This is a genomic window from Parendozoicomonas verongulae (genome assembly GCF_009711465.1).
Classification (GTDB): Bacteria; Pseudomonadota; Gammaproteobacteria; order Pseudomonadales; family Endozoicomonadaceae; genus Sansalvadorimonas; species Sansalvadorimonas verongulae.
Genome location: NZ_SMME01000756.1, coordinates 6,604 through 8,390, shown reverse-complemented (window position 1 = coordinate 8,390; position 1,787 = coordinate 6,604). Strand labels below are relative to the sequence as shown.

The 1,787-nt window shown below is 50.4% G+C and carries 1 protein-coding gene; it reads left to right on the top strand.

Features of this window, described 5'->3' with window-relative positions; genetic code table 11:
- Positions 1-652: 652 nt before the first annotated feature.
- The coding region (locus E1189_RS05420; RefSeq protein WP_196221227.1) for a hypothetical protein at positions 653-1,787 on the top strand (1,135 nt) is incomplete at its 3' end.

The window sequence follows — 1,787 nt, the reverse complement described above, 5'->3', positions numbered from 1 at the left end:
AGTTCAAACAGACATCAGTATTACTTTTTGGTCTGGCCAACGACCTTGAACCTTATCGACGGGGACAGAAGAAAGATGAACTCTGGAGGCTAAGGGAACGACAGCTATTGGCTCATAGTATTACGTGACCTTCAAACAGCCCTGTTTGTGACCCTGACTCATTTTGAACCTTTATTCTCTCATCACTATCCATATAAAACTATTGGCTTAACGACCCTCCCTGACACAACGACTATAAAGGTTTATTCAGAGTATGAACTTTCCCCCACATGGGGGAGACTGTCATTATCGACAGCCTCCCCCGGCTTACCAACAAAAACAGCCAAGAGGGTCTGAGCCCTATACCTCCCGCACACAAAGTTATTTATCCCCAAGGCGTGCCGGCTACTGTGGGTACCGCCCACTTTTACAATTTCCCACCCGGCTCAGCCCTGCTCACCCTTATATGCAAAGAGAGTTCGACATAAGTGATGGCTTTGGTCTTCTGAAAAGTCATCCTCGAAGAGTATTAGATGAGACAAAGGGTCTATTAAAAAAATACTTGGGAAACCCTCATCAATATGCTCGTGTCGTGCAATTAAAAGCCAGAGCGTTGTTTCAACTTAACGATTTTGATGGGTGTATCAGGTACATCAATTCTCTTGCGCAGAATATGCAAAATGACAAAGGTGTGATGATGGCAAAGGGGCGAGCTTTACAGGCAAAAGGCCATATCACTGAAGCTTTACCACTTTTCCAGTCTCTTTATAAAAAACATTCAAAATTTCCCCATGATGAAAAAACCAATGGGCTGGCTCTGGGTAGAAACCTCCAGCTCATAGGGACTCCGGATGCCCTGAAAGAGGCTCTGGATATTTTTACCAGGCTGCGCAGTCGGGCAGTCGGGGGGCAGATGGACACCCCCTGTGATGACAAGGATATTGAGTTATCAATGGGCAGACATCTCCAGATTATGGGGGGCAAGGACAACCTGAAAGCGGCCCTGGACATCTATATCCGGCTGCGCACTCAGGCGGCCGGGGGACAGGCGAACACCCCCTGTCATGACAAGGATATCGAGTTAACACTGGGTAGACACTTTCAGCTTATGGGCGGTACGGATAACCTGAAAGCAGCTCTGGAGATATTTACTCAACTACGCACCCGGACAGCCAAAGGGCAGGTGAACACCCCCTGTCATGACAAAGAGATCGAGTTAACACTGGGCAGACATCTTCAAATCATGGGGGACCCAGACAGCATGCAAGCAGCGCTGGACATTTTTACCCAGCTGCGAACTCAGGCAGCCGGGGGACGGGCGAACACCCCCTGTAAGGATAAGGAGATCGAGTTAGCACTGGGCAGACATCTCCAGCTCATGGGCGGCATGGGCAACATGCAAGCGGCCCTGGACATCTTTATCCGGCTACGCACTCACGCGGCCGGGGGGCGGGCGAACACCCCCTGTAATGACAAAGATATCGAGTTAACACTGGGTAGACACCTGCAAATTATGGGAGGCACAGACTCTTTAAAAGAGTCGCTGAACATCTTTACCTGGTTGCGTACCAAGGCGGCGGGGGGGAAGGCGAACACCCCCTGTGATGACAGGGAGATTGAACTGGCTATGGGCAGACTACTCCAGATCATGGGAGATATGGAGAGTATGAGAGCAGCCCTGGACATTTATATCCGGTTGCGCACCAAGGCAGCTGGAGGGGTGGCCAACATACCCAGTGATGACAAAGAGATTGAGCTGACACTGGGTAGACACCTGCAGATCATGGGAGGCCCGGATTATCGGCAGG